We start from the raw sequence: 26,420 nt of genomic DNA, 5'->3' as shown, positions 1-26,420 counted from the left end.
TCGTGCACACAGGGCGATGGCGGTTCGACGGGCGGTAGCATGACGGCGCCCTGGGGGAGACCACGTCGTCCGGTCGAGTGGGGGGTGCGCCATGAACCGAACGAGTGCCACGCGCGCGTGGCCCGGTGTCCGCGGGATCCGTCGGCTCCGGGGAACCCTGGTCCCCTGGGCGGCGTGCGCCGCCCTGCTGCTGGCCGCGTGCGACGGCGGCGGGAGCGACGCCAACGGGGTGAGCGCGTCCCCGAAGGACACCACCTGCGACGGGAAGATCAACGGCACCGCGCACATCACCGTGTGGTTCCACGCGGGCCCCAGCGGCGAGTTCACCACGCTGCAGAGCCAGGTGAAGGAGTTCAACCGGCGGCAGAAGCAGGTGCGGGTCGAGCTGGTCACCCTCCCGGAGAACCGCGCCTACACCGACCTGGTGCTCTCCGCCGCGGCCAGCGGCGACCTGCCCGACCTCCTCGACTTCGACGGGCCGAACCTCTACAGCTACGCCTGGTCGGGCAAGCTCCGCCCGATCGACTCCTGTGTGCCCGCGAGCGTCCGCGCCGACCTGTTGCCGACGATCCGTCAACAGGGCACCTACGCGGGCCGGTTGTGGGGCGTCGGCACCTTCGACTCCGGCATGGGCCTGTATGTGCGCAGGTCCGTGATGAAGAAGGCCGGGATACGCCTCCCGACCGGCCCCAAGGACGCCTGGACGGCCGGCGAACTGACCGGCATCCTCGGCAAGTTGCGCACACAGGGCTACAAGGCACCCCTCGACCTGCGGCTCGTCTACGCGCAGCCCGGCCAGGAGTGGAACACGTACGGGTTCGCGCCCGCCGTGTGGTCGGCGGGCGGCGACCTCGTCGAGCCCAAGAACTACCGCACCGCCGACGGCTATGTGAACGGCCCCGGTTCGGTCGAGGCCCTCACCGACATGCAGAACTGGGCCAAGGCGGGGCTCATCGACATGGTCAAGGACGACAAGGCGTTCGTCAGTGGCCGCAGCGCGATCTCCTGGTGCGGCCACTGGACCTATCCGGAATTCAACAAGGCCTTCCCCGGGGACGTCGCGATCGTCCCGCTGCCCGACTTCGGCCAGGGGACCGTCACCGGCATGGGCTCCTTCCAGTGGGGCGTCCCGGCGGGCGACGCGGACGGCGACGCCGTATGGCGCTTCCTGTCCTTCCTGCTCCAGCCCGCCCAGGTGCACCGGATGACCGTGGCCAACGGGGCGATCCCGGCCACCGAGAGCGCGGTCAGGCTCTCGCCGCAGTACGCGCCCGGCGGTCCCGAGCACCTCTTCATCGAGCAGCTCCGGGACGGGGTGGCCCGCCCCAGGCCGCAGACGCCCGCCTACCCGGCGATCACCGATGCCTTCTCCCGGGCCTTCGCGAAGATCATCTTCGATCGGGCGCCGGTCAAGGCCACCCTCGACGAGGCCGCCGAGAAGATCGACCAGGACCTCGCGGCACACGACGGCTACCCCCCGAGCACGTAGCGGGAACGGGTGACACGCGTGTGTGCCCGGCGTCGGCCTTACGCGCGTGTGCCCGACGTGGGTCCTACGCGCGCGTGCCGATCACGTGTGCCGGTTTCGAGGGAGCCGTCCTTCCCAAGGCCCTGACGATCATGGCCGGTTGGGGGCAGGCTGGGCACGTGACCGACCATCGTAGAAACTCCCCATCCTCCGGCCGCTGAGAGCCCGCCGTGCGTCACCCCCAGTCCCCGGGTCCGCTCCGTAGGGTGCTCACAGGGCTCCGCCCCGAGCCCGAACTCGCCACGCCCACCGCGTTCCCGGAGCTGCGCAGCCCGCGCTCCGACCGCCGCGCCCCGCACGGCCCCCGCCGTCGGCGCCCGCGGCCCGGTGCCGCCCCGCGCATCCCCTTCCTCGCCCGGCTGCGCGTCGGGCGCAAGCTGATGCTCCTGGTGCTGCTCCCGGTGACCGGCCTGCTGGCGTTCACCGTGTTCGGCGCCGTGTCGCAGTGGCGCGACGCGCAGACGATGCGGGACTTCCGTACGGCGACCGGGCTCTCGTTCAGGACCACCGCGCTGACCGACGCCATCGCCAGGGAGCGCATCGCCGCCGTGCGGGCCCGGCTGCGCCCCGGCCCGGCGACCCTGAAGGAACGCTCCGGTGCGCAGCACGCCACCGACCGGGCGCTGAACGCGGCCCTTCTGGACGCGGCCGGCCGGCCCGGTCCGCCCGACGTAGCGGGGCGGCTCAACGCACGGAGCCGCCAACTCCACGCCCTGCGGCTCCAATTGGGGACCGGCTCCCTCACCGCGTCCCAACTCGCCGCCCAGTACGACACGATCGAGGACGACCTCCTGGAGCTGGCCGCCACCCTGGAGTCCGGCCGCCCCACCCGCACCTCCGGGCAGGCGGCCGACGCCCACATCGCGCTGCTGAACGCCATCGAGGCCGCCGAACGCGAACGCACCGAACTGGCCGTGCTGTTCGACACCCCCGGCGCCCTGCACGCCACCGCCACGGACCGCTGGTCGGTTCTGGAGAAGGCGCTCCTGGACGACTTCGACCGGACCGCGCCCGCCGCCCTCAAAGGCAGGCTCTACGTCGCTCTCCTCCAGCACCCCGGCCTCGTCGTCCGCAAGACCCGCGAGACCCTCGCCGACCCGCACGCCGGGCGCAACGCCTGGCCCACGTACGACAGTTGGCTGACCGCCTCCACCCAGCGCATCGAGGCGCTGCGCGTCATCCAGCACCAGGCCGCCGCCGAACTGGGCCGCGGCGCCGCGCGCGACCTCGCCACCGCACGCGCGCGTGAGACACGCGACCTCAGCGTGTCACTGGCCGTGCTGGCCGCCGTCACCGTCCTCGCCCTGACCCTGCGCCTGTCGATCACCCGCCCCCTCAGCGAGGTCTCCGCGGGCGCCCGGGCGCTGTCCGAGGGCGATCTGTCGTACGACATCCGGTACGCGGGCCGGGACGAACTCGGCGCCGTGGCCGACACGTTCCGCGAACTGCGGGTGACCACCGAACGGCTCGCCGGAGAGATCACCACCATGAACACGGCGATCGACGACAACCGGCTCGGCCACCGCGCGGACGTCGCCGCGTTCGAGGGGACCTGGGCTGAGCTGCTCGGCGGCATGAACGGCACCATGGCGTCCTTCGCCGCGGCCCACGGGCGGCGCGACAAGGCCGAGCAGGAGCTGGCGAGCATCTTCCACCTCTCCCTCGACCTGCTGTGCATCGCGGGGCTCGACGGCTACTTCAAGCGCGTGAACCCCGCTTTCGAACGGACCCTCGGCCATTCCGCCGACGCACTCCTGGCCAGACCCTGGCTGGAGTTCGTGCACCCGGAGGACCGGGCACGCACGCGTGCCGCGCTCGACCGGCTCGCGAGCGGCGTCGAACCCGGCGAGTTCGAGAACCGCTTCGTCCGGGACGACGGCACCGAACGCTGGCTCCAGTGGAACGCCCGCGCGGTCCCCGGGGAGGGCCTGATCTACGCCGCCGCGCGCGACGTCACCGCGAGCCGCCGCGCCGCCCGTGAACAGACCGCGCTGCGCCGGGTCGCCACTCTCGTCGCACGCGGGGTGCCCCCGCACGAGGTGTTCTCCGAAGTCGCCGACCAGGTGGGGAGGGTACTGAGCAGCGGCTCCGCCGCCGTCCTGCGCTACGGCGCCGACGGCACCGCCACCGTCCTCGGTTCCGCCCGCGGGCCCGCCGCCGAGGCCGAGACGGCCGCCGCGGCGGAGGTGGCGCGCACCGCCCGCCCCGCGCGCGTGGGCCGTTCGGTGGGCGTCCCCATCGTCGTGGACGACCGGCTGTGGGGCGCCGTCGTCGCGGCCGCCGCCGGAACCGAACCGCTGCCCCCGGACACCGAGTCCCGGCTCGCCGACTTCACCGAACTCGTCGCCACCGCCCTCGCCAACGCCGACAGCCGCGACCAGCTCACGGCGTCACGCGCGCGCGTGGTGGCCGCCGGGGACGCCTCCAGGCGCCGTATCGAACGCGATCTGCACGACGGCGTCCAGCAGCGGCTCGTCTCGCTCCAACTCGACCTCAGAACGGCCCAGTCAATGCTCGACGAGCAGCCGGCGGAACTCGCCGAGCAACTGGACCACATCGCCAAGGGCCTGGACGACGCCTTCGCCGACCTGTTGCAGGTCGCGCGCGGCATCCACCCCGCGATCCTCTCCAAGGGCGGCCTGGGCCCGGCCCTGCGCGCGCTGGCCCGCCGCTCCGCCGTCCCCGTGGAACTCGACCTGCGCCTGCCGGCCGGCCGCCTCCCGGAACAGATCGAGGTCGCCGTCTACTACGTGACCTCCGAGTGCCTCACCAACGCCGTCAAGCACGCGCGCGCGAGCTTCGTCGCGGTGTCGGCGCGGGTCGAGGACGACGTCCTGGAGGTGACGATCGCCGACGACGGAGTGGGCGGCGCCGACCTGGGGCACGGCTCCGGGCTCATCGGCCTCGTCGACCGCGTCGAGGCGATCGGCGGCAAGCTGCGCGTCGCCAGCCCACCAGGAGAGGGCACGACCCTCACCGTACGACTGCCGCTGCCCCGCGCGGAGATGTGACCGCCCGAGGCGTACGCGGTGGGTGTCCAGGCCGGGGGAGCGTGGACTCCGGTGACCTCGCGTACGCGTCGGGCGGTCTTCTCGGACGGAGAGGCAGCCGTCCGGCTCCATGGGTGCTTCGAGGGTCTGGAACGCGGGTCCTTGGCGCGCACCACGTCGGGGTCCCGCGGGTCAAGAAGCTCCCTCAGGGACCGGGTGCCGTCCTCCCACGGGCGGACACGGACCGACGCCGCCGGCTCTCGCCCGAGGCGTCCGGTCCGCCCTCACCGCACTGCTACGAGAATCGCCCGGACACGGCCCCGTGTCGTCACGGCCACCCCCCAATTCCCGTACCCGCTAGCCGTACCCGACCCGGTCCGGCAGGCTGTGCGTGGCGCACCGCACTGGTCGGGGCAGGGGGAGCCGGGACGATGGACGCAGCGCAGCAGACCGCGCGGGGACGGGTCGTCCTCGCCGACGACGACGTCCTCCTCAGGGAGGGCCTCGCGAGCCTGTGCGAACGTCTGGGCTACGAGGTGGCGGGCCAGGCCGGCGACGCGGAACGGCTCCTGGAACTGGTCGACACCGAGCGGCCCGACCTCGCGATCGTCGACATCAGGATGCCGCCCGACCACTCCACCGAGGGACTGAAGGCGGCCCGGACGATCCGGGAGCGCCATCCCGACACCGGCATCCTCGTGCTGTCCGCGTTCGTCGAGGTCGATGAGGCCCTGGAGCTGCTGGCCGGCGGGCACAAGGTCGGGTATCTCCTCAAGAGCCGGATCACGGTCGTCGACGAGTTCGTCGAGGCCCTCGACCGCATCCACAAGGGCGGCTCGGTCGTCGACCCCTCCCTGGTGCACGAGCTGTTCTCGGCGCAGCGCCGCGACGACCCGCTGTCCTTCCTCAGCAACCGTGAGCGTGAGGTCCTGGCGCTGATGGCGGAAGGCCGCTCCAACGCCGGCATCGGCCGCCGGCTGTGGGTCACCGAGGGCACCGTCGAGAAACACGTCCGCAGCATCCTGGGCAAACTCCACCTTCCGGAAGCCGCCGACGACCACCGCCGTGTCCTGGCCGTTCTCACGTTCCTGGAGTCCCGGTAGGCGTTGTCCACAGCCCCGCCGCGCTGTCACTCCGCGCCAGTAGGGTGTGAAACATGGCCGACCCCTCCAGCTACCGCCCCAGGCCGGGAGAGATCCCGGACTCGCCCGGGGTCTACAGATTCCGCGACGAGCACCGCCGGGTGATCTACGTCGGAAAGGCGAAGAGCCTGCGCCAGCGCCTGGCGAACTACTTCCAGGACCTGGCCGGACTCCACCCGCGCACGCGCACGATGGTCACCACGGCCGCGTCGGTGGAGTGGACGGTGGTGTCCACGGAGGTCGAGGCGCTCCAGTTGGAGTACTCCTGGATCAAGGAGTACGACCCCCGGTTCAACGTCAAGTACCGCGACGACAAGAGCTACCCGTACCTCGCGGTGACGATGAACGAGGAGTACCCGCGCGTGCAGGTGATGCGCGGTCACAAGAAGAAGGGCGTCCGCTACTTCGGGCCGTACGGACACGCTTGGGCGATCCGCGACACCGTGGACCTCCTGCTGCGCGTGTTCCCCGTCCGCACCTGCTCGGCCGGCGTCTTCAAGAACGCGACCCGTACCGGCCGCCCCTGCCTGCTCGGCTACATCGGCAAGTGCTCCGCGCCCTGCGTCGGCCGCGTCACCGAGGACGAACACCGCGAACTGGCCGAGGAGTTCTGCGACTTCATGGCCGGCCGCACCGGCACGTACATCCGCCGCCTGGAGACGGCGATGACGGACGCCGCCGAGGAGATGGAGTACGAGCGGGCGGCCCGTCTGCGCGACGACATCGAGGCCCTGAAGAAGGCCATGGAGAAGAGCGCGGTCGTCCTCGCCGACGCGACCGACGCCGACCTGATCGCGGTCGCCGAGGACGAGCTGGAGGCGGCCGTCCAGATCTTCCACGTCCGCGGCGGACGCGTGCGCGGCCAGCGCGGCTGGGTCACCGACAAGGTCGAGGACGTCACCACCGCGGCCCTCGTCGAGCACGCCCTCCAGCAGCTCTACGGCGAGGAGAAGGGCGACGCCGTCCCCAAGGAGGTCCTCGTCCCGGCACTGCCCGACCCGGTGGAGCCGGTCCAGCAGTGGCTGACGGACCGACGCGGGTCGAACGTGTCACTGCGCATCCCGCAGCGCGGCGACAAGAAGTCCCTCATGGAGACCGTCGCGCGCAACGCCCAGCAGTCCCTCGTCCTGCACAAGACCAAGCGCGCCTCCGACCTCACCACCCGCTCGCGCGCCCTGGAGGAGATCTCCGAGGCCCTCGACCTGGACAGCGCCCCCCTCAGGATCGAGTGCTACGACATCTCGCACCTCCAGGGCGACGACGTCGTGGCGTCGATGGTGGTCTTCGAGGACGGGCTCTCCCGCAAGAGCGAGTACCGCCGCTTCCAGATCAAGGGCTTCGAGGGCCAGGACGACGTCCGCTCGATGCACGAGGTGATCACCCGCCGCTTCCGGCGCTATCTCGCCGAGAAGGAGAAGACGGGGGAGTGGGCGGACGGCGACGAGCTGAGGGACCTGAAGGACGACGAGGGCCGCCCCAAGCGGTTCGCCTACCCGCCGCAGCTCGTGGTCGTCGACGGCGGGCAGCCGCAGGTCGCCGCCGCCAAGAAGGCCCTCGACGAACTGGGCATCGACGACATCGCCGTGTGCGGTCTCGCCAAGCGCCTGGAGGAGGTCTGGCTGCCCGACGAGGACGACCCCGTGGTGCTGCCCCGCACCAGCGAGGGCCTCTACCTCCTCCAGCGCGTCCGCGACGAGGCCCACCGCTTCGCGATCACCTACCAGCGCGCCAAGCGGGCCAAGCGCTTCCGGGCGAGCCCCCTGGACGACGTGCCCGGACTCGGCGAGACCCGCAAACAGGCGCTGATCAAACACTTCGGTTCGGTGAAGAAGCTGCGATCCGCGACAATCGACCAGATCTGCGAGGTTCCCGGCATAGGTCGCAAGACCGCCGAGACCATCGCGGTGGCCCTCGCCCAGGCGGCCCCGGCCGCACCCGCCGTGAACACGGCGACTGGAGAGATCATGGATGACATGGAAGACGGGACACCCGGGACGACGACGGGTGCACCGGGGGAGCCCGTACCCGCGGGCGCCCCGGACGAGCGACGGGGGCAGGAGACATGAGCGAACAAGAGAAGCAGCCCACAGCGGACCGAGATCGGACGCACAAGGAGTCGGGCGAGGATCAGGCTTCACAGCAAGAGGTCCAGGACGACGGAGCACAGGTGAGTACGGACAGCACGACCCCCGGGGTGCCCGAGACGGCCATCCCCGAGCTGGTGATCATCTCCGGCATGTCCGGGGCCGGGCGGTCCACCGCCGCCAAGTGCCTGGAGGACCTCGGCTGGTTCGTCGTCGACAACCTCCCGCCCGCCCTGATCCCCACCATGGTGGAGCTGGGTGCCCGCTCCCAGGGCAACGTGGCACGGATCGCGGTCGTCGTCGACGTACGCGGACGGCGCTTCTTCGACAACCTCCGCGAGTCCCTCGCCGACCTGGCCTCCAAGCACGTCACCCGGCGGATCGTCTTCCTGGAGTCCTCCGACGAGGCCCTGGTGCGCCGCTTCGAGTCCGTGCGCCGCCCCCACCCCCTCCAGGGCGACGGCCGCATCGTCGACGGCATCGACGCCGAACGCGAACTGCTGCGCGAACTGCGCGGCGACGCCGACCTCGTCATCGACACCTCCAGCCTCAACGTCCACGAGCTGCGCGCCAAGATGGACGCCCAGTTCGCCGGCGAGGAGGAGCCCGCGCTGCGGGCCACCGTCATGTCGTTCGGCTTCAAGTACGGCCTCCCGGTCGACGCCGACCTGGTCGCGGACATGCGCTTCCTGCCCAACCCGCACTGGGTCCCGGAGCTGCGCCCCTTCAACGGCCTCAACGAAGAGGTCTCGGCGTACGTCTTCAACCAGCCCGGCGCCAAGGAGTTCCTCGACCGGTACGCCGAGCTGCTCAGGCTCATCGCGGCCGGCTATCGGCGTGAGGGCAAGCGGTACGTGACGATCGCGATCGGCTGCACCGGCGGCAAGCACCGCTCGGTCGCCACGGCGGAGAAGCTCGCCGCGCGGCTCGTGGCCGAGGGCGTGGAGACGGTGGTCGTACACCGGGACATGGGACGGGAATGACGGGACGTAGCCCACGGCTGGGCAGGCTGCGCCGAGTGGTGCCCGAAGGACGGACGACCAGGCCCGTCGAGGCCCGCGGCGGCAAGCCGCGCCGGCGCGGCACCCAGCCCAAGGTGGTCGCCCTCGGCGGCGGCATGGGCCTGTCCGCCTCGCTCACCGCACTGCGCCGGATCACCGGCGACCTCACCGCCGTCGTCACCGTGGCCGACGACGGCGGCTCCAGTGGACGCCTGCGCGACGAACTGGGCGTGCTGCCCCCCGGGGACCTGCGCAAGGCCCTCGCCGCGCTGTGCGGCGACGACGACTGGGGCCAGACCTGGGCCCGCGTCATCCAGCACCGCTTCCAGTCCAAGGGCGACCTGCACGAGCACGCGGTCGGCAATCTGCTGATCGTCGCCCTGTGGGAGCAGCTCGGCGACCACGTCCAGGCCCTCGACCTGGTCGGCAAGCTGCTCGGCGCGCACGGGCGCGTGCTGCCCATGTCCGCCGTACCGCTGGAGCTCCAGGCGCTGGTCAAGGGGCACGATCCGGCGCGGCCGGACGACGTCGACACCGTCCGGGGACAGGCGACGGTCGCGCTCACGCCCGGCGAGGTGATGTCCGTCCACGTCGTGCCGCACGACCCGCCGGCCGTGCCCGAGGCCGTCGCCGCCGTGCTCGACGCGGACTGGGTGGTGCTCGGTCCTGGCTCCTGGTTCTCGTCGGTCATCCCGCATCTGCTGGTGCCGGAACTGCTCGACGCGCTCACCGAGACGAAGGCGCGCCGGGTACTCTCCCTGAACCTCGCGCCGCAGCCCGGAGAAACCGATGGCTTCTCCCCGCAGCGTCATTTGGAGGTTTTGGGACGACACGCCCCTAAACTCGCCCTGGACGTGGTGCTGGCCGACGAGGCCGCCGTGCCCGATCGTGCGTCGCTCACCGAAGCCGCCAAGCGGCTGGACGCCGCGGTCGAGCTGGCGCCGGTGGCCCGGACCGACGGAACTCCAAGGCACGACCCGGAGCTGTTGGCCGCCGCGTACGACCGTATTTTTCGGATGCATGGAAGGATCGGCCCATGGCGATGACGGCAGCGGTGAAGGATGAGATCTCCCGGCTCCCCGTCACCCGGACCTGCTGCAGGAAGGCGGAGGTCTCCGCCATTCTGCGGTTCGCCGGAGGCCTCCACCTGGTGAGCGGGCGCATCGTGATCGAGGCGGAGCTGGACACCGCGATGGCGGCGCGCCGGCTCAAGCGGGACATCCTGGAGATCTTCGGCCACAGTTCGGAGCTGATCGTGATGGCGCCCGGCGGACTGCGCCGCGGTTCCCGTTACGTCGTCCGGGTGGTCGCCGGCGGCGATCAGTTGGCCCGGCAGACGGGCCTCGTGGACGGCCGTGGACGCCCGATCCGGGGCCTGCCGCCGCAGGTCGTCTCCGGGGCGACCTGTGACGCCGAGGCGGCCTGGAGGGGCGCGTTCCTGGCCCACGGCTCGCTGACCGAGCCCGGCCGGTCCTCCTCCCTGGAGGTGACCTGCCCGGGGCCGGAGGCCGCGCTCGCGCTGGTCGGCGCCGCCCGCAGGCTGTCGATCGCGGCGAAGGCCCGCGAGGTGCGCGGGGTCGACCGGGTGGTCGTCCGTGACGGCGACGCGATCGGCGCCCTGCTCACCCGGCTCGGCGCGCACGAGTCGGTGCTGGCCTGGGAGGAGCGCCGGATGCGCCGCGAGGTGCGCGCCACGGCCAACCGCCTCGCCAACTTCGACGACGCCAACCTGCGCCGCTCGGCCCGCGCGGCCGTCGCCGCCGGCGCTCGCGTGCAGCGCGCGCTGGAGATCCTCGCCGACGAGGTCCCCGAGCACCTCGCGGCGGCCGGCCGCCTCCGCATGGACCACAAGCAGGCCTCCCTGGAGGAACTGGGCGCGCTGGCCGACCCGCCGCTGACGAAGGACGCCGTGGCCGGCCGTATCCGCCGCCTGCTGGCGATGGCCGACAAGCGGGCCCAGGACCTGGGCGTCCCGGGCACGGAGTCCAGCATCACCGAGGAGATGGCCGACAACATGGTCGGCTGACGATCTGTCAATACGCCGGTGCCGATGCCCGTTCGGGGCATCGGCACCGGCGTTTGTCCGTCTCGGGGGGCACTCGCCTCGATGTCGACGGGCCGTCAATTAGCCGGTGCGGCCGTCCGTTCGGGCCTGCCTGGTGGACCGGCCCGGAGGGAAATCACCGGCGACCGATCGGGCGTGGGGGGAGTGGACGGCCCGGGGTGAGGCCGTGAGGGGTTCCCGCCGGGCGTGTGCGGGCCGGCACTTGCCCCTCCGGGAAGATCTCCCGCCGCGTCTCCCGGAGGGCCTGGCGTCGGCGTCTCTGCGTTGCGGGCGCCTTGCCGCGATGTTGATGAACTGTCAACTCTTCGGCCGGGCGTGTGCGCGCCGCCCGCCTCCGCCCTGGACTCTGCCGGGCCCGCCCGAAGGTCCCGTACCGGCGTCTGCCCGTCCCGGGGTCCTCTGAACTCGACGCAGACCGGGCCCAAGGGCAACTCGGCCTGAGCTCCTGGAGGATGAGGTGTCGGCCCGCGTTTCCCCGGCACTGCCCGCCGAGCTTCCCGAAGGGCTCCGTAACGGCGTTTGTCTGTCCTTGTGTCGCCCTTGACTCGATCATGAAGTGTCATGAGCCTGGCAACTGTTCGCTGCTGTGGCGAACGATTGCTAGGGGGATTCATGAGACACAGAGCGAGATCGATCCTCGCTGTCGGCGCGCTCCTGATCACCGGGGCGAGCATCGCACCGATCGCCCAGGCGCAGGGCGGGAGTTCCGCGAAGTCCGACCCGGACGAGGTCAAGGTCTTCCGCGCGGACGTCACCCAGAAGCAGATACCCCTGCTCCTGAAGGCCGGACAGGACGCGCACGAACTCGGCGACAACAAGTTCTCCGCGTCCGGCAAAACGGCCGTCGAGGTCTACCTCACCGACCAGCAGGCCGGGAAACTGGAGAAGCAGGGCGTCGACCTCACCGAGCACACCCTGTCGGCGAAGGCCGAGACCCGCGTCGAGGACGCGGCGCAGGGGGTCTTCCGGCCGTACGGCGGAAGTGGTGGTCTGAAGGAGGAGATCGTCAGGACCGGGCAGGCCAATCCCGGGCTCACCAAGGTCGAGTCCATCGGGAAGACGGTCGACGGTCAGGACATCCTCGCGCTCAAACTGACCAAGAACGCGAAGAAGACCAAGGACGGCTCCAAGCCCTCCGTGCTGTACGTGTCCAACCAGCACGCGCGCGAGTGGATCACGCCGGAGATGACCCGCCGGCTGATGCACTACTACGTGGACAACTACAAGACCGACAAGCGCGTCAAGAAGATCGTCGACTCGACCGAGCTGTGGTTCGTGCTGTCCGCCAACCCGGACGGCTACGACTACACCTTCCAGAACTCCGACACCCGCTTGTGGCGCAAGAACCTGCGGGACGTCAACGGCGACGGCACCATCTCCACCGGCGACGGCGTCGACCTCAACCGCAACTTCGCCTACAAGTGGGGCTACGACGACGAGGGTTCGTCCCCGAACCCCACCAGTGAGACGTATCGCGGCACGGCTCCGGCCTCCGAGCCCGAGACCAAGGCACTCGACAACTTCGAGCAGCGGATCGGCTTCAGCTACGGCATCAACTACCACTCCGCCGCCGAACTCCTCCTCTACGGAGTCGGCTGGCAGGTCGCGACACCCACCCCGGACGACGTGCTCTACAAGGCGCTCGCGGGCACGCCCGACAACCCGGCGATCCCCGGCTACCACTCGCAGGTCTCCTCGGAGCTGTACACGACCAACGGCGAGGCGGACGGCCACGGGTCGAACGTCAACGGCATGTCGATGTTCACCCCCGAGATGTCGACCTGCCAGACCGCGTCGAACATCGACCCCAACGACGCCTGGAACGCGGCCGACTGCCAGTCCGTCTTCAACTACCCGGACGACGAGAAGCTGATCCAGGACGAGTTCGCGAAGAACATCCCCTTCGCGCTCTCCGTCGCCGAGACCGTCGCCCACCCCGACCAGCCGGCCTCCTCGGTCGGCCTGAGTGCCGCCGACTTCACCCCGGCCACCTTCTCGACGTCGTACGCGCGCGGCGCCGACCAGGAGGTCTCCGTCGTCGTACGGAAGTCCGTGCGCGACAAGGAGCTCAAGTACCGCGTCAACGGCGGCCGTACGCAGGACAGGGCGCTCAAGTCCTGGAAGGGCGGCCAGACCTACGGCGGGGACGACAACCTGTACTTCGACGAGTACCGGGCCAAGGTCAAGGGCGGCGCCCCGGGCGACAAGGTCGAGGTCTGGTTCACCGGTAAGACCAAGGCCGGGAAGCCCACATCCAGCGCGCACTTCACGTACACGGTGGCCAAGCTGCCCTCGGCGGACACCCTTGTCGTCGCCGAGGAGGGCGCTGCCGCCACCCAGGCGCAGACCTACGTCGACGCCCTGAAGGCCAACGGCCGTAAGGCGATCGTCTGGGACGTCGCCACCCAGGGCGCGCCCGACGCGCTCGCCGTGCTCGACCACTTCAAGACCGTCGTCCACTACTCGGGCACCGCGGGACCGGGCAACGGCACCCAGCTCCAGTTGCGCGCCTTCCTCAACGAGGGCGGCAAGTTGATCGAGGCAGGCGAGCAGGCCGGCGGCTCCGTCGCCCTCGCGGACGGCACCCCCTCGAACGACTTCAGCCAGTACTACCTGGGCGCCTACTCCCGTACGTCCACCCCTGGGGCCACCGGCTTCACCGGCTCCGGCAAGCTCGACGGATTCACCGGGCCGCTCAGCGGCGCGCCCGGCAACCCGCTGGACCGGGCCGGCACCTACAGCGTCACCTCCGACTCGCTGTCGCCCACCAGGTACCCGCAGTTCGCGAGTGCCGGGGCGGGCAAGTTCGCCGGGACCGTCAACCCGTACGGCCCCTACGCGGGCTCCTACATGGCGGCCGCCGTCCACAACGACGACTCCTACAAGCGCCTCACCCGCACCATCGACCTCACCGGGGTGAGCGCGGCCGACAAGCCCACGCTGCGCAGCGAGCTGCTGTGGGACACCGAGCCCGGCTACGACCACGCCGTGGTCGAGATCCACACCACCGGGGCCGACGACTGGACCACGCTCCCGGAGGTGGGCGGCGCCACCAGCATCGCCGTGCCGACGGAGTGCGAGGCCGGGTTCCTGGTCGCCGAGCACCCGTGGCTCAAGCACTACCTGACGATCGCGAACAGCGGCTGCACCGCGACCGGCACCACCGGTTCGTGGAACAGCCTCACCGGCGCCTCCAACGGCTGGCAGCAGGTCGGCTTCGACCTGAGCGCCTACGCCGGCAAGTCCGTCGAGGTCTCGCTGAGCTACATCACCGACCCGGGCAGCGGCGGCCACGGCGTCCTCGCCGACGACACCTCGCTCGTCGTGGGCGGCACGGCCACCCAGGCCGAGGGCTTCGAGACCTCCCTCGGCGCCTGGACCGTGACCGGCCCGCCGGCCGGCAGCCCCGCGGTCCTGAACGACTGGACCCGCACCGGAGCCCTCTTCCAGACGTACGGCGCGGTCACCACCGACCGCACCGTTCTGCTGGGCTTCGGCCTGGAACAGGTCACCGCGGCCGGTGACCGCGCGACCCTGCTCAAGAAGGCGCTGGCGGCCCTCAAGAGCTGACTCGGCGTGTCGATGTCATGAACATCGAGGGCGGTCCGTACCCCTACTGGCGGGTACGGACCGCCCTGCGGTGTATGGGGCATCTCGATGTCACCCCGGGGGGCTCAGGAGGGTAGGGTCGTAGGCGGTCGGGGACATCCCATACAACTCGCCGGCACTGAGCCGGCGTACCAACGAGGAGATCGGTTCGTGACGATCCGCGTAGGCATCAACGGCTTTGGCCGCATCGGTCGTAACTACTTCCGCGCGCTGCTGAAGCAGGGTGCTGACATCGAGATCGTGGCTGTCAACGACCTGGGTGACACCGCGACCACCGCTCACCTGCTCAAGTACGACACCATCCTGGGCCGCCTGCAGGCCGAGGTGTCGCACACCGCCGACACGATCACCGTCGACGGGCACACGATCAAGGTGCTGTCCGAGCGCAACCCCGCCGACATCCCGTGGGGCGAGCTGGGCGTCGACATCGTCATCGAGTCGACCGGCATCTTCACGAAGAAGGCCGACGCCGAGAAGCACATCGCCGGCGGCGCCAAGAAGGTCCTCATCTCGGCTCCGGCCAAGGACGAGGACATCACGATCGTGATGGGCGTCAACCAGGACAAGTACGACGCGGCCCAGCACCACGTCATCTCGAACGCCTCCTGCACCACCAACTGTGTGGCGCCGATGGCCAAGGTTCTCGACGAGAACTTCGGCATCGTCAAGGGCCTGATGACCACGGTGCACGCGTACACGAACGACCAGCGCATCCTGGACTTCCCGCACTCGGACCTGCGTCGCGCGCGTGCCGCCGCCGAGAACATCATCCCGACCACCACCGGTGCCGCCAAGGCCACCGCCCTGGTCCTCCCGCAGCTCAAGGGCAAGCTCGACGGCATCGCGATGCGCGTCCCGGTCCCGACCGGCTCGGCCACCGACCTGGTCGTGACGCTGCAGCGCGAGGTCACCAAGGACGAGGTCAACGCCGCGTTCAAGAAGGCCTCCGAGGACGGCGACCTCAAGGGTTACCTGTCCTACACCGAGGACCCGATCGTCTCCTCGGACATCGTCGGCGACCAGGCCTCCTGCACCTTCGACTCCCTCCTGACGATGGTTCAGGAAGGCAACACGGTGAAGATCCTCGGCTGGTACGACAACGAGTGGGGCTACTCCAACCGCCTCGTCGACCTCACGGTCTTCGTCGGCGGCCAGCTCTGACCTCCAGAGCAGGCAACTCGATGTGAGTCAGGGCTCGGTCAGCGCACGCCGCGCTGCCCGAGCCCTGTACTGCGTAGAGATCGATCGACTACTCCGTAGTGATCGATCGGCCCTCTCGGATCCGAAGAGCCTGAAGAGCCCTCCCTAGGAGCCCCATTCCATGAAGACGATCGACGAACTCCTCGCCGAAGGAGTGGACGGCAAGCGGGTCTTCGTCCGCGCCGACCTCAACGTCCCGCTGGCCGACGGCCTCATCACCGACGACGGCCGCATCCGCGCCGTGCTGCCCACGATCAAGGCTCTCGTCGAGGCGGGCGCCAAGGTGATCGTGGCCTCGCACCTGGGCCGCCCCAAGGGCGCCCCGGACCCGGCCTTCTCCCTCCTCCAGCCCGCCGAGCGCCTCGCCGAACTCCTGGGCGCGCCGGTCGCGTTCGCCCAGGACACCGTCGGCCCGGCCGCCCACGACGCGGTGCGCGGCCTGGAGCCCGGCCAGGTCGCGGTCATCGAGAACCTGCGCTTCAACGCGGGCGAGACCGCCAAGGACGACGTCGAGCGCGGCGAGTTCGCCGACCAGCTCGCCGCCCTGGCGGACATCTACGTAGGCGACGGTTTCGGCGCCGTGCACCGCAAGCACGCCTCCGTGTACGACCTCCCGGCCCGCCTGCCGCACTACGCCGGCTACCTCATCGCCACCGAGGTCGGCGTCCTGAAGAAGCTCACCGAGGACGTCAAGCGGCCCTACGTCGTAGCCCTCGGCGGCTCCAAGGTCTCCGACAAGCTCGCCGTCATCGACCAGCTCCTCGGCAAGGCCGACCGCATCCTCATCGGCGGCGGCATGGCCTTCACCTTCCTCAAGGCCAAGGGCTACGAGATCGGCGCCTCCCTGGTCCAGGACGACCAACTGCCCGCCGTCACCGAGTACGTCGAGCGCGCCGAGAAGAACGGCGTCGAGCTGGTCGTCCCCGTCGACGTCGTGACCTCGGCCGGGTTCCCGGACCTGAAGACGAAGGCCCCCTCCAACCCCACCGTCGTCGCCGCGGACGCCATCCCCGCCGACCAGATGGGCCTCGACATCGGTCCCGAGACCGGTGCCCTGTACGCCTCGAAGCTCGCCGACGCGGCCACCATCTTCTGGAACGGTCCGATGGGCGTCTTCGAGCACCCCGACTACGCCGAGGGCACCAAGGCGGTCGCCCAGGCCCTTCTCGACTCCCCGGCCTTCACGGTCGTCGGCGGTGGCGACTCCGCCGCGGCCGTCCGCATCCTGGGCTTCGACGAGACCGCATTCGGCCACATCTCGACCGGCGGCGGCGCCTCCCTCGAATACCTCGAGGGCAAGACGCTCCCCGGCCTCGCCGCACTGGAGGACTGACCTCAATGGCTCCATCTATTTCCTCTGGGCGCACGCCGATCATGGCGGGCAACTGGAAGATGAACCTCAACCACCTCGAGGCCATCGCCCACGTCCAGAAGCTCGCCTTCGCCCTCGCGGACAAGGACTACGAGGCCGTCGAGGTCGCCGTCCTGCCGCCCTTCACCGACCTGCGCTCCGTGCAGACCCTGGTCGACGGCGACAAGCTCAAGATCAAGTACGGCGCCCAGGACATCTCGGCGCACGACTCCGGCGCCTACACCGGCGAGATCTCCGGTGCGATGCTGGCCAAGCTGAAGTGCACGTACGTGGCGATCGGCCACTCCGAGCGCCGCCAGTACCACGCGGAGACCGACGAGATCGTCAACGCCAAGGTCAAGGCCGCCTACAAGCACGGCCTGACCCCGATCCTCTGCGTCGGCGAGGAACTCGACATCCGCGAGGCGGGCAACCACGTCGCCCACACGCTCTCCCAGGTCGAGGGCGGTCTCAAGGACGTCCCCGCCGAGCAGGCCGAGTCGATCGTCATCGCCTACGAGCCCGTGTGGGCCATCGGCACCGGCAAGGTCTGCGGCGCCGGCGACGCCCAGGAGGTCTGCCAGGCCATCCGCGGCAAGCTCGCCGAGCTGTACTCGCAGGAACTGGCCGACCAGGTCCGCATCCAGTACGGCGGCTCCGTCAAGTCCGGCAACGTCGCCGAGATCATGGCCCAGCCCGACGTGGACGGCGCCCTGGTCGGCGGTGCCTCGCTGGACGCCGACGAGTTCGTCAAGATCGCGCGCTTCCGCGACCAGTGAAGCCGTGAGTAGGCCGTAGCGACGATCCGTCGTACCCTTGCGGGGACATGGCTCCACAGCCGTGTCCCCGTCGTCCATCCGAATCCGAGGAAGTTGGTCCAGCCGTGGTTTTGGGGTTCTCGATCGCCCTGATCGTCTTCAGCCTGCTGTTGATGCTGCTGGTGCTGATGCACAAGGGGAAGGGCGGCGGTCTCTCCGACATGTTCGGTGGCGGCATGGCGTCGTCCGTCGGCGGCTCGTCGGTCGCCGAGCGCAACCTGGACCGCATCACCGTGGTGCTCGGTGTGCTCTGGTTCGCCTGCATCGTCGTACTCGGTCTGCTGATGAAGACGAGCTGACCGCACGTTCCGTCGCACATTCCGTACGTAAGGCCCCATGTTCGGTACGCGCAGCTAAGCGCGGCCTATCATGGGGCTTGCGTCTAGGTGTAGGGGCTGTAACTCCAACCACTGGACGCGCGTTGGGCCTTACGTAGACTGAGGCGCTCGCAACGGAGCGAAAACGCCGACTCGCTTCGCGGCACCATCACGCAGGGAGTTACGACCGTGGCAAGTGGCAACGCGATCCGTGGAAGCCGGGTCGGGGCGGGGCCGATGGGCGAGGCCGAGCGTGGCGAGTCCGCGCCCCGGCTGCGCATCTCCTTCTGGTGCTCCAACGGGCACGAGACGCAGCCCAGCTTCGCCAGCGACGCGCAGGTTCCCGACACTTGGGACTGCCCGCGCTGCGGCTTCCCGGCCGGACAGGACCGGGACAACCCGCCGGACCCGCCGCGCACCGAGCCCTACAAGACGCACCTCGCGTATGTACGGGAGCGGCGCAGCGACGCGGACGGCGAGGCGATCCTCGCCGAGGCGCTCGCCAAACTGCGGGGAGAAATCTAGGAGTTGGAACCGGCCGGACGCCCACAAGGTGTCTGGCCGGAGCTGTTTGGCCCCCCGGCGGCCGACCGCCTCCGGACCGATTGTCAGTGCCGCCCTCTACGGTTTGTGCATCGGCGAACCGTGAGGGGGAGTGGTGACGACGGTCGAGGTGACGGGCAGTCATGTGCCCGCGTGGCGTGGGGGGTTCGGGCGGCTGTGGAGCGCCGCCGTGATCTCGCGGTTCGGGGACGCGCTGCGGGGTGCCGCACTGCCCCTGCTCGCCGTCTCGCTGACGGACCGGCCCCTGCTCATCGCCTCCGTGACCGCCTGCGGCTATCTGCCCTGGATCGTCTTCGGGCTGCTCGGCGGCGCGGTCGCCGACCGGGTGGACCAGCGGCGCGCGATGTGGACGGTGGACGCGGTCCGCGCCCTTCTCGTCGCCGCCTTCGCCGTGGCCGTCGCCCTCGGCCACGCCTCGATCCTCCTGCTCATCGCGCTGGCCTTCGCACTGACCACACTCCAGACCCTTTTCGACAACGCCTCCACGGCCCTGCTGCCGGCCCTGGTGGACCGCGCGGCGCTGGGCAGCGCCAACGCCCGGCTGATGACCGGACAGCAGATCGCGGGCGGCCTGATGGGAGCGCCCGTGGTGCCGGTGCTGTTCGCCGCGGGGGCCGCCGTGCCCTTCGTGGCCGACGCCGGGACCTTCCTGCTGGCCGCCGCACTGGTCGCCTCCCTGCGCACCGCGGCGCCCGAGCGCGCGCCGAGACCGGCGGGCGGCACGCTGCGCGGAGAGATCGCGGACGGACTGCGCACCCTCTGGCGCGACCGGCCCCTGCGCGGACTGTGCGCGGCGACGGCCCTGTGCAACATCGGCATGGGCGCCCTGATCGCCACCCTGGTCGTCCTGGTGACCGGCTGGCTGCACGCGGGCACCGCCGGATACGCGGCGGCGACCACCGCCTACGCCGTCGGCGGCCTGGCCGGGGGAGCGGTGAACCGGCGGATCGCCGGCCGGCTGGGCCCGCTGCGGAGCGTGCTGCTCGCGGGGTTGGTGCAGATCGGCGCCCTCGTCGTCATGGGCTCCGTGCGCAGCCTGACCGCGGTCGTGGCCGCCCTCGCGGTCTTCGGCTTCATGGGCATGGTGTGGAACGTCAACACGACGACCCTGATGCAGCAGCGCGCTCCCGCCGACATGCTGGGCCGGGTCAGTTCCGCGTTCCGTACCCTGGCCGTCGCCGGGGCCCCACTGGGCGCCCTCCTCGGTGGCCTCACCGCGACGGCCTGGGGACTGAACACACCCGCACTGCTCACCGCCGCCTTCTTCGTCCTGTCGGTCACCGCACTGATACCTGCGGTCAAGCCGGACGTACCTGTTGTTGCCCCGCACGACGACGCGACGACCGCTCATGTCACGGGCTGATCAATTAGGTTGGAACCGGCCCCCAGGTCGGTAGGAAAGAAGGCTGAAGTCGCAATGAACGCAGACGGCCGTACCAGGCTCAACCAGACGCCCGAGTGGACCGCCTTGGCCAAGCACCGCGAGGAGCTCGGCGAGGTCCGGTTGCGGGAGCTGTTCGCCGCCGATCCCGGGCGCGGCACCGGCTACACGCTCCGGGTCGGTGACCTGCACCTCGACTACTCGAAGCACCTCGTCACCGACGAGACCCTGCGGCTGCTGCACGCGCTGGCCGCCGCCACGGACGTGTTCGGCCTGCGGAACGCGATGTTCCGCGGCGAGAAGATCAACGTCACCGAGGACCGCGCGGTCCTGCACACCGCGCTGCGTGCCCCGCGTGACGCCGTGATCGAGGTCGACGGCGAGAACGTGGTGCCCCAAGTGCACGCGGTCCTCGACAAGATGGCCGGCTTCGCCGACCGCGTCCGCTCCGGCGAGTGGACCGGCCACACCGGCAAGCGCATCAAGAACATCGTCAACATCGGCATCGGCGGCTCGGACCTCGGTCCGGCGATGGCGTACGAGGTGCTGCGCGGCTTCACCGACCGCGGTCTGACGGTCCGGTTCGTGTCGAACGTGGACGGCGCCGACCTGCACGAGGCGACCCGTGACCTCGACCCGGCGGAGACGCTGTTCATCATCGCCTCCAAGACGTTCACCACGATCGAGACGATCACCAACGCGACCTCGGCCCGCGACTGGCTGCTCACCGAGCTGAAGGCCGATCAGGACGCCGTCGCCAAGCACTTCGTGGCGCTGTCGACGAACGCGGGGAAGGTGTCGGACTTCGGTATCGACACGGACAACATGTTCGAGTTCTGGGACTGGGTCGGCGGACGCTACTCGTTCGACTCGGCGATCGGGCTGTCGCTGATGATCGCCGTCGGCCCGGACCGTTTCCGGGAGATGCTCGACGGTTTCCACCTCGTCGACGAGCACTTCCGCACCGCGCCCGCCGAGTCCAACGTGCCTTTGCTCCTTGGCCTGTTGGGCGTCTGGTACGGCAACTTCCACGACGCCCAGTCGCACGCGGTACTGCCGTACAGCCACTACCTCTCCAAGTTCACCGCCTACTTGCAGCAGTTGGACATGGAGTCCAACGGCAAGTCGGTGGACCGGGACGGGAATCCGGTGGAGTGGCAGACCGGGCCGGTGGTGTGGGGTACGCCGGGGACGAACGGGCAGCACGCGTATTACCAACTCATCCACCAGGGCACGAAGTTGATCCCGGCGGACTTCATCGGTTTCGCCGAGCCGGTGGCGGAGCTGAGCGAGGGGCTGAAGGCGCAGCACGATCTGCTGATGGCCAACTTCTTCGCGCAGACCCAGGCGTTGGCGTTCGGCAAGACGCCCGACGAGGTGCGTGCGGAGGGGGTGGCGGAGGAGCTGGTGCCGCACAAGACGTTCCAGGGCAACCACCCCACCACCACGATCCTGGCCCGCGAGCTGACCCCGTCGGTGCTCGGCCAGCTCATCGCGCTCTACGAGCACAAGGTGTTCGTGCAGGGCGCCGTCTGGAACATCGACTCCTTCGACCAGTGGGGCGTCGAACTGGGCAAGGTCCTCGCCAAGCGCGTCGAACCCGCCCTCACCGACGGTGCCGACGTACCCGGCCTGGACGCGTCGACGACGGCCCTGGTCGCCAAGTACCGGGAGCTGCGCGGCCGTTGAGCCGCCAGGCCCGCTGAAGACACCGAAGCCCCCGTACGACCGGAAGGCCGTACGGGGGCTTCGTCACCAAGGTGCCGGTGTCAGGCCGAAGCCGGCGGATACAGGGCGCGCGGCAACTGCGAGGCCGCCGCCGCGTCCAGCAGCCACAGGGTGCGGGCGCGGCCCTGGGCACCGGCCGCCGGTGCCTGGATCTCGCCCGCGCCGGACAGGGCGATCGCCGCGGCCTCCGCCTTGTCCTCGCCGGCCGCGAGCAGCCACACCTCGCGGGCCGACCGGATCGCCGGCAGGGTCAGGGTGACCCGGGTCGGCGGCGGCTTGGGCGCGCCGTGGACGCCGACGACCGTGCGCTCGGTCTCCCGTACGGCGGGCAACTCCGGGAAGAGCGACGCCACATGGGTGTCCGGGCCGACGCCCAGCATCAGGACGTCGAAGGTCGGGACCGAACCGTGGTTCTCGGGACCGGCGGACCGGGCGAGTTCCTCGGCGTAACCGGCCGCAGCCGCTTCCACGTCGTTGCCGTAGAGACCGTCGGACGCGGGCATGGCGTGCACGCGCTTCGGGTCCAGCGGCACCGCGTCGAGCAGCGCCTCGCGGGCCTGGGTGACATTGCGCTCCGGGTCGCCCTCGGGCAGGAACCGCTCGTCGCCCCACCACAGGTCGAGCCGGCCCCAGTCGATGGCGTCCCGGGCGGGCTGACCCGCCAGGGCTGCCAGCAGACCGTTGCCGTTGCGACCGCCGGTGAGCACGATCGAGGCGTAGCCGCGCGAGGCCTGCGCGTCCACGATCTTCGTGATCAGCCGGGCCGCGGCGGCCTGGGCCATCAGCTCCTTGTCGCGGTGGACGACGAGTTGGGGAGTGCTCACTGCGGATCAGCCTTCTTGCTTCTTGACCGGGGGCATCTTCGCGGGGGTCGGCCGGTCGGCGTCACCCGCGTCCGCCGAAGCAGACGCCGATGCCGAAGCTGACGTAGCAGCCGATGCCGATGCCGATGCCGACGCGGGCGCGGGCGCCCCCTCCGCCACCCCGCGCACCGGCAGCGCCGGTACAGGCTGGTCGGCGGCCGCCTCCGCCCGCTCCGCCGCCGACTGGATCCCGCCCAGCCGGTCCACGCCGAACCGCAGCGCGGACGCGTAGGTGTCGTCCGGGTCGAGCCGGCGCAGCTCCTCCGCCAGCAGCTCGGACGTCTCGCGGCGCTTGAGCGCCACCGCGCGGTCCGGCTGGCCGGGCAGGGCCAGGGTGGCCATCGCCCCGTCGGACCGGTGCAGCGTGATGGGCCCGCCGGTCGTCTCCAGGCGGACCTGGGTCAGACCGGGACCCGCGGAGACCGCCCGCCGGACATGCACGTGGAGGCGGTCGGCGAGCCACATCGCGAGCAGTTCGACGCTCGGGTTGGACTCCTCGCCCGCCACCTCGGCGGAGACGATCTCCGAGGAGACCTGGTCGAGCGCGGCGGCCAGCATCGAACGCCACGGCGTGATCCGGGCCCAGGCCAGGTCGGTGTCGCCCGGTTCGTAGCTCTCGGCGCGGGACCGCAGCTCGTCGACGGGCTTCTCCGCCGCATAGCTGTCGGTGACCCGGCGCTGGCTCAGGGCGCCCAGCGGGTCGTTCGCCGTGTCGCGCGGCGCGTCCACCGACCACCAGACCACCACCGGCGCGTCCGGCAGCAGCAGCGGCAGCACCACGGACTGGGCATGGTCGGAGACCTCGCCGTAGAGCCGCAGGACGACCGTCTCGCCGCTGCCCGCGTCCGTGCCCACCCGTACCTCGGCGTCGAGGCGGGACTGGGTGCGGCTGCGGGACGAGCGCGATACGCGCTTGATGACCACGAGCGTGCGCGAGGGGTGCTCGCGCGACGCGTCGTTGGCGGCCTTCAGGGCGTCGTAGGCGTTCTCCTCGTCCGTGACGACGACGAGGGTGAGCACCATGCCGACGGCCGGGGTGCCGATGGCGCGGCGGGCTTTCACCAGCCCCTTGTTGATCTTGCTGGCAGTGGTGTCGGTGAGGTCTATTTTCATGGCCGACGCCAGCTCCGTCCCTCTCGTGCGAGCATTTCGTCCGCCTCGACCGGACCCCAGGTCCCGGACTGGTACTGCGCGGGCTTGCCGTGCTTGTCCCAGTACTGCTCGATCGGGTCGAGGATCTTCCAGGACAGCTCGACCTCCTCGGTGCGCGGGAAGAGGTTCGAGTCGCCGAGCAGGACGTCGAGGATCAGCCGCTCGTACGCCTCCGGGCTGGACTCCGTGAACGACTCGCCGTAGGCGAAGTCCATGGAGACGTCCCGGATCTCCATCGAGGTGCCGGGCACCTTGGAGCCGAAGCGGACCGTGACGCCCTCGTCGGGCTGGACGCGGAAGACGATCGCGTTCTGGCCCAGCTCCTCCGTCGCCGTCTGGTCGAAGGGGGAGTGCGGGGCGCGCTGGAAGACCACCGCGATCTCGGTGACACGGCGGCCCAGACGCTTGCCGGTGCGCAGGTAGAAGGGGACGCCCGCCCAGCGGCGGTTGTCGACCTCGACCTTGATGGCCGCGTAGGTGTCGGTCTTCGACTTGGGGTCGATGCCGTCTTCCTGGAGATAGCCGACGGCCTTCTCGCCGCCCTGCCAGCCCTCGGCGTACTGCCCGCGGACCGTGTTCTTGCCCAGGTCCTTCGGCAGCCGTACCGCGCCGAGCACCTTCTCCTTCTCGGCGGCCAGCGCGTCGGCGGAGAAGGAGGAGGGCTCCTCCATCGCGGTCAGCGCCATCAACTGGAGCAGGTGGTTCTGGATGACGTCACGGGCGGCGCCGATGCCGTCGTAGTAGCCGGCCCGGCCGCCGATGCCGATGTCCTCGGCCATGGTGATCTGCACGTGGTCCACGAAGGACCGGTTCCAGATCGGCTCGAACATCGTGTTGGCGAAGCGGAGCGCCAGGATGTTCTGGACGGTCTCCTTGCCGAGGTAGTGGTCGATGCGGAAGACCTGGTCCGCGGCGAACACCTCGTGCACGACCCGGTTGAGATCCTCGGCCGACTTGAGGTCGTGGCCGAAGGGCTTCTCGATGACCGCGCGACGCCAGGAATTCTTGTCCTGGTCGGCGAGACCGTGCTTCTTCAACTGCTGGATGACGACCGGGAAGGAACGCGGCGGCACCGACAGATAGAAGGCGAAGTTGCCGCCCGTGCCCTGTGCCTTGTCCAGTTCGTCGATCGTGTCGCGGAGCCGCTCGAACGCGTCGTCGTCGTCGAAGGTGCCCTGGACGAAGCGCATCCCCTGGACGAGCTGCTGCCAGACCTCCTCACGGAACGGCGTACGGGCATGCTCCTTGACGGCGTCGTGGACCTCCTGCGCGAAGTCCTCGTGCTGCCACTCGCGGCGGGCGAAGCCCACGAGCGAGAAGCCCGGCGGCAGCAGACCCCGGTTGGCGAGGTCGTACACGGCGGGCATCAGCTTTTTGCGTGACAAATCGCCTGTTACGCCGAAGATGACCAGGCCCGACGGCCCCGCGATACGCGGGAGCCGTCGGTCGGCGGGGTCACGAAGCGGGTTCGCTCCGGAACCGGAATGAGGAGCCAAGGTCTCAGCCCTCCGAGGGGGCGAGGCGCGAAAGCTCCGCCTCGGTCGACTTGAGCAGGTCGGTCCAGGCCGCCTCGAACTTCTCGACGCCCTCGTCCTCCAGCAACTGCACGACCTCGTCGTAAGAGATGCCGAGCGCTTCCACGGCGGCGATCTCGGCGCGGGACTGCTCGTACGTGCCGGAGATGGTGTTGCCGGTGATCTGGCCGTGGTCGTCGGTGGCCTCAAGGGTGGCCTCCGGCATGGTGTTCACCGTGTTCGGCGCCACCAGGTCGTCCACGTACAGCGTGTCCTTGTACGCCTTGTCCTTGACGCCGGTCGAGGCCCACAGCGGACGCTGCTTGTTGGCCTGCGCCTTGTCGAGGGCGGCCCAGCGCGGCGTGGCGAAGACCTCTTCGTACGCCTCGTAGGCGAGCCGCGCGTTGGCGAGACCGGCCTTGCCGCGGGCGGCCTTGGCCTCGTCGGTGCCCAGCACGTCGATCCGCTTGTCGATCTCGGTGTCCACGCGGGACACGAAGAAGGACGCCACGGAGTGGATCTTCGAGAGGTCCAGGCCGCGCTCCTTGGCCTTCTCCAGGCCGGCGATGAACGCGTCCATCACCTCGCGGTAGCGCGCCAGCGAGAAGATCAGCGTGACGTTGACGCTGATACCGAGGCCGATGACCTCGGTGATCGCCGGGAGGCCCGCCCTGGTGGCCGGGATCTTGATCAGGGTGTTGGGCCGGTCCACCAGCCACGCGAGCTGCTTGGCCTCGGCGATCGTCGCCGCCGTGTTGTGCGCGAGGCGCGGGTCGACCTCGATCGACACCCGGCCGTCCTGGCCGCCGCTCGCGTCGAAGACCGGGCGCAGGATGTCGGCGGCGTCACGGACGTCCGCCGTCGTGATCATGCGGATGGCTTCCTCGACGGTCACCTTGCGGGCGGCGAGGTCGGTGAGCTGCTGCTCGTAACCGTCGCCCGACGAGATGGCCTTCTGGAAGATCGACGGGTTGGTGGTGACGCCCACGACGTGCTGCTGGTCGATCAGTTCGGCGAGGTTGCCGGACGTGATCCGCTTGCGCGACAGGTCGTCCAGCCAGATCGCGACGCCTTCCTCGGAGAGGCGCTTGAGTGCGTCTGTCATGGAAATGC

At 70.3% G+C, this 26,420-nt stretch carries 19 protein-coding genes; 15 read left to right on the top strand and 4 right to left on the bottom strand.

Features of this window, described 5'->3' with window-relative positions; translation table 11 throughout:
* Positions 1 to 91 precede the first annotated feature (91 nt).
* From OG223_RS14300 to pgi, 15 genes are all read left to right on the top strand, one after another.
* Positions 92 to 1,489 carry an ABC transporter substrate-binding protein gene (locus tag OG223_RS14300; protein ID WP_329247444.1) on the top strand — a complete coding sequence of 466 codons (1,398 nt, stop codon included), beginning with the start codon at positions 92 to 94 and terminating at the stop codon, positions 1,487 to 1,489.
* A gap of 419 nt (positions 1,490 to 1,908) precedes the next feature.
* Entirely contained in the window at positions 1,909 to 4,539 is a 2,631-nt protein-coding gene (locus OG223_RS14295; protein WP_329265274.1) for a nitrate- and nitrite sensing domain-containing protein, read from the top strand.
* Between the two features lie 410 nt (positions 4,540 to 4,949).
* Entirely contained in the window at positions 4,950 to 5,621 is a 672-nt protein-coding gene (locus OG223_RS14290) for a response regulator transcription factor (protein WP_329247441.1), read from the top strand.
* Between the two features lie 53 nt (positions 5,622 to 5,674).
* Positions 5,675 to 7,726 carry an excinuclease ABC subunit UvrC gene (gene uvrC / locus OG223_RS14285; RefSeq protein WP_329247438.1) on the top strand — a complete coding sequence of 684 codons (2,052 nt, stop codon included), beginning with the start codon at positions 5,675 to 5,677 and terminating at the stop codon, positions 7,724 to 7,726.
* Positions 7,723 to 8,727: an RNase adapter RapZ gene (gene rapZ / locus OG223_RS14280; RefSeq protein WP_329247435.1), complete on the top strand. Its 1,005-nt coding sequence runs from the start codon at positions 7,723 to 7,725 to the stop codon at positions 8,725 to 8,727. The genes uvrC and rapZ overlap by 4 nt, the downstream gene beginning before the upstream one ends.
* Positions 8,724 to 9,791 carry a gluconeogenesis factor YvcK family protein gene (locus tag OG223_RS14275; protein ID WP_026150944.1) on the top strand — a complete coding sequence of 356 codons (1,068 nt, stop codon included), beginning with the start codon at positions 8,724 to 8,726 and terminating at the stop codon, positions 9,789 to 9,791. Before rapZ ends, OG223_RS14275 begins: the two co-directional genes overlap by 4 nt.
* Complete coding sequence (gene whiA / locus OG223_RS14270; RefSeq protein WP_329247432.1) at positions 9,782 to 10,771, top strand: DNA-binding protein WhiA; 990 nt, start codon at positions 9,782 to 9,784, stop codon at positions 10,769 to 10,771. The genes OG223_RS14275 and whiA overlap by 10 nt, the downstream gene beginning before the upstream one ends.
* Before the next feature lie 651 nt (positions 10,772 to 11,422).
* Positions 11,423 to 14,380, top strand: a complete 2,958-nt coding sequence (locus OG223_RS14265; protein ID WP_329247429.1) for a M14 family metallopeptidase — start codon at positions 11,423 to 11,425, stop codon at positions 14,378 to 14,380.
* A gap of 189 nt (positions 14,381 to 14,569) precedes the next feature.
* Positions 14,570 to 15,580 (top strand): type I glyceraldehyde-3-phosphate dehydrogenase, encoded by a 1,011-nt coding sequence (gene gap, locus OG223_RS14260; protein WP_329247426.1) that lies wholly within the window; start codon positions 14,570 to 14,572, stop codon positions 15,578 to 15,580.
* Between the two features lie 160 nt (positions 15,581 to 15,740).
* Positions 15,741 to 16,952, top strand: a complete 1,212-nt coding sequence (locus OG223_RS14255) for a phosphoglycerate kinase (protein ID WP_329247423.1) — start codon at positions 15,741 to 15,743, stop codon at positions 16,950 to 16,952.
* A 41-nt stretch (positions 16,953 to 16,993) separates the two neighbouring features.
* Positions 16,994 to 17,749 carry a triose-phosphate isomerase gene (tpiA, locus tag OG223_RS14250; RefSeq protein WP_019060510.1) on the top strand — a complete coding sequence of 252 codons (756 nt, stop codon included), beginning with the start codon at positions 16,994 to 16,996 and terminating at the stop codon, positions 17,747 to 17,749.
* Positions 17,750 to 17,853: 104 nt separating this feature from the next.
* Positions 17,854 to 18,087 (top strand): preprotein translocase subunit SecG, encoded by a 234-nt coding sequence (gene secG / locus OG223_RS14245; protein WP_078652560.1) that lies wholly within the window; start codon positions 17,854 to 17,856, stop codon positions 18,085 to 18,087.
* A 207-nt stretch (positions 18,088 to 18,294) separates the two neighbouring features.
* Positions 18,295 to 18,630, top strand: a complete 336-nt coding sequence (locus OG223_RS14240) for an RNA polymerase-binding protein RbpA (protein WP_003957010.1) — start codon at positions 18,295 to 18,297, stop codon at positions 18,628 to 18,630.
* 133 nt (positions 18,631 to 18,763) lie between these two features.
* Positions 18,764 to 20,032 carry an MFS transporter gene (locus OG223_RS14235; protein ID WP_329247420.1) on the top strand — a complete coding sequence of 423 codons (1,269 nt, stop codon included), beginning with the start codon at positions 18,764 to 18,766 and terminating at the stop codon, positions 20,030 to 20,032.
* 54 nt (positions 20,033 to 20,086) lie between these two features.
* Positions 20,087 to 21,739: a glucose-6-phosphate isomerase gene (gene pgi / locus OG223_RS14230; protein WP_329247418.1), complete on the top strand. Its 1,653-nt coding sequence runs from the start codon at positions 20,087 to 20,089 to the stop codon at positions 21,737 to 21,739.
* Between the two features lie 80 nt (positions 21,740 to 21,819).
* On the opposite strand, the gene pgl is transcribed toward pgi, so the two are convergent.
* From pgl to tal, 4 genes are read right to left on the bottom strand one after another with little or no spacing between them, the layout of a single operon-like run.
* A complete protein-coding gene (pgl, locus tag OG223_RS14225) occupies positions 21,820 to 22,602 on the bottom strand; it encodes a 6-phosphogluconolactonase (RefSeq protein ID WP_329247416.1) in 783 nt (260 codons plus the stop codon).
* 6 nt (positions 22,603 to 22,608) lie between these two features.
* Positions 22,609 to 23,754 carry a glucose-6-phosphate dehydrogenase assembly protein OpcA gene (gene opcA / locus OG223_RS14220; RefSeq protein WP_329247414.1) on the bottom strand — a complete coding sequence of 382 codons (1,146 nt, stop codon included), beginning with the start codon at positions 23,752 to 23,754 and terminating at the stop codon, positions 22,609 to 22,611.
* A complete protein-coding gene (zwf, locus tag OG223_RS14215) occupies positions 23,751 to 25,289 on the bottom strand; it encodes a glucose-6-phosphate dehydrogenase (RefSeq protein WP_329247411.1) in 1,539 nt (512 codons plus the stop codon). The genes opcA and zwf overlap by 4 nt, the downstream gene beginning before the upstream one ends.
* A gap of 4 nt (positions 25,290 to 25,293) precedes the next feature.
* Positions 25,294 to 26,412, bottom strand: a complete 1,119-nt coding sequence (tal, locus tag OG223_RS14210; protein WP_329247409.1) for a transaldolase — start codon at positions 26,410 to 26,412, stop codon at positions 25,294 to 25,296.
* Between the last annotated feature and the right edge of the window lie 8 nt (positions 26,413 to 26,420).

Origin of the sequence: Streptomyces sp. NBC_01478 (assembly GCF_036227225.1) — a bacterium.
Taxonomy (GTDB): domain Bacteria; phylum Actinomycetota; class Actinomycetes; order Streptomycetales; family Streptomycetaceae; genus Streptomyces.
This window is presented reverse-complemented; position numbering and strand designations above follow the sequence as displayed.

What these genes read in the sequence shown, in the direction of transcription:
- OG223_RS14265 (WP_329247429.1), top strand. Translation starts at nt 11,423, where the DNA reads ATGAGACACAGAGCGAGATCGATCCTCGCTGTCGGCGCGCTCCTGATC.
- pgi (WP_329247418.1), top strand. Translation starts at nt 20,087, where the DNA reads ATGAACGCAGACGGCCGTACCAGGCTCAACCAGACGCCCGAGTGGACC.
- uvrC (WP_329247438.1), top strand. Translation starts at nt 5,675, where the DNA reads ATGGCCGACCCCTCCAGCTACCGCCCCAGGCCGGGAGAGATCCCGGAC.
- OG223_RS14255 (WP_329247423.1), top strand. Translation starts at nt 15,741, where the DNA reads ATGAAGACGATCGACGAACTCCTCGCCGAAGGAGTGGACGGCAAGCGG.
- OG223_RS14300 (WP_329247444.1), top strand. Translation starts at nt 92, where the DNA reads ATGAACCGAACGAGTGCCACGCGCGCGTGGCCCGGTGTCCGCGGGATC.
- tal (WP_329247409.1), bottom strand. Translation starts at nt 26,412, where the DNA reads ATGACAGACGCACTCAAGCGCCTCTCCGAGGAAGGCGTCGCGATCTGG.
- opcA (WP_329247414.1), bottom strand. Translation starts at nt 23,754, where the DNA reads ATGAAAATAGACCTCACCGACACCACTGCCAGCAAGATCAACAAGGGG.
- rapZ (WP_329247435.1), top strand. Translation starts at nt 7,723, where the DNA reads ATGAGCGAACAAGAGAAGCAGCCCACAGCGGACCGAGATCGGACGCAC.
- OG223_RS14295 (WP_329265274.1), top strand. Translation starts at nt 1,909, where the DNA reads ATGCTCCTGGTGCTGCTCCCGGTGACCGGCCTGCTGGCGTTCACCGTG.
- tpiA (WP_019060510.1), top strand. Translation starts at nt 16,994, where the DNA reads ATGGCGGGCAACTGGAAGATGAACCTCAACCACCTCGAGGCCATCGCC.
- OG223_RS14275 (WP_026150944.1), top strand. Translation starts at nt 8,724, where the DNA reads ATGACGGGACGTAGCCCACGGCTGGGCAGGCTGCGCCGAGTGGTGCCC.
- whiA (WP_329247432.1), top strand. Translation starts at nt 9,782, where the DNA reads ATGGCGATGACGGCAGCGGTGAAGGATGAGATCTCCCGGCTCCCCGTC.
- OG223_RS14290 (WP_329247441.1), top strand. Translation starts at nt 4,950, where the DNA reads ATGGACGCAGCGCAGCAGACCGCGCGGGGACGGGTCGTCCTCGCCGAC.